The following is a 1,634-nucleotide window of genomic DNA, read 5'->3' on the forward strand; positions in this document are numbered from 1 at the left end:
TCCAGTTCCGTAACCGCGGGAGATACGGGATCTGTTGATGCCGGAGTCTCTTCGGCAATAGGTACCGCTAGCTCCGGCGTAGGTTCAGGTGATTTTTCATCGGTTTCGCCACCACCTTCATTATTGACCTGGGCAAGATAACTGGCTTCTTCCGGTGCCTGCTCGGTTTGTTGTTTAACCAAAGTGATATCAAGCTGATTGACCGGGGCGTTGGTCGGTGGAGAAAAAACATTAAAACTGATGGTAAACACCACGATGACATGCAAAATAACCGACCCGATAAGGGTCAGTATCATCCGATCAGTGGCACTGCTGGTCGAAATCATTCGCTCACTCGTGGGGAATTTCGCGAATCACCGGTTCGGCATCATGTCCGGTTAATCTGACGCGTTTCTGCATAGCAGGACTCATTTCAACCTGACCATCTTCTGTCACCAGCATTACCATATCAATTCCCATTTCTGCTGCAATGGTTGGCCAGTCGCTTCCGGCCACAAATATTGCTGTTGCAGCGGCATCCGCCATTGAAGCATTTTCATGAATTACCGTTGAGGACATTGCCTGATCAGCTGGATAACCAGTACGTGGATCCAAAATATGTGGGTAGCGTTTACCTTCGTAGGTAAAAAATCGTTCGTAATCACCGGAACTGAAAACACTTTCATCATCACTGACTGCCACCGAGGCTAACACTCTGTCGTGTCTGGGGTGGCGAATACCAATAATCCAGGGACGCTCGCCATGAGTTCCTATCGCCCGTAAATCACCACCAATATTGACCACGGCATTTTCAATACCCTGTTGCTGCAGAATTGCGATGGCGTTATCGACCGCATAACCTTTGGCAAAACCGCCAAAACCGAGTCTGACAGCAGTGTTATTACTGGTTAATTGACCATTTTCGATAACGATATCATCCATCGTTGGGCTGACGGCCAGCCATGCATCGATATCAGCCTGTGCAGGAGGTGGGCGGGATTCAAACCAGTCATCCTGCTCATATCCCCATAATGCAAATAAATTACCGGCTGCTGGATTAAACAAATGGCCACTGTCTTTGGCTAGTTTCTGAGCCAGTAAAATCACGCTGGCAACATTGTCTTCTACCGCGATAGGTTGTTCTGCAGCAATTGCGTCATTTATTTTGGTTAACACACTGGGTTGCCAGGCATGCCACAGGTCATTTACTTCTGAAAAGGATTGCTCCAGAGCATCAATGGTTTTGGTTGCGGTTTCTTCATCAACACCGTAAAGACTGACGTCGATTTCGGTGCCAAAGGCATAAAACTTGGCTTGTAAGGCGCGATCCTGATCACCGCATGCACTTAATAAACTTAATCCAATCACCAATATAAGGCTGTTTAAAACAGTCTTCATAAATGTGCCTCAATACAATTCATCAAATCACCGGCAATATCCAGGTTGAATTGCCGATCCAGTTCACGGATACAGGTTGGACTGGTGACGTTAATCTCGGTCAGATAATCGCCAATCACATCTAAACCAACAAATAACAGACCTTTTTCGCGTAATTTTGGCCCAACCTGCTGACAAATCCAGCGGTCTCTTTCTGTTAAAGGTCGGCCTTCACCTCTCCCTCCCGCTGCCAGATTACCGCGCGTTTCGCCATCGGC

1 protein-coding gene and 2 pseudogenes are annotated in these 1,634 nt (G+C 47.5%); all 3 read right to left on the reverse strand.

The annotated features are described in order from the left end of the window. Nucleotides 1–326: pseudogene (locus B3182_RS06185) on the reverse strand (energy transducer TonB); the annotation flags it as partial. 4 nt (nucleotides 327–330) lie between these two features. After that, a complete protein-coding gene (locus tag B3182_RS06190; RefSeq protein ID WP_292354652.1) occupies nucleotides 331–1,377 on the reverse strand; it encodes an FAD:protein FMN transferase in 1,047 nt (348 codons plus the stop codon). Continuing rightward, nucleotides 1,374–1,634, reverse strand: a pseudogene (locus B3182_RS06195) (glutathione synthase); the annotation flags it as partial. The pseudogene B3182_RS06195 and the gene B3182_RS06190, both read right to left, overlap by 4 nt.

The organism is Methylophaga sp. UBA4204, from assembly GCF_002379485.1.
Taxonomy (GTDB): domain Bacteria; phylum Pseudomonadota; class Gammaproteobacteria; order Nitrosococcales; family Methylophagaceae; genus Methylophaga.

Bases quoted from the DNA above. Each gene is read 5' to 3' on its own strand.
- B3182_RS06190 (WP_292354652.1), bottom strand. From the start codon at position 1,377: ATGAAGACTGTTTTAAACAGCCTTATATTGGTGATTGGATTAAGTTTA.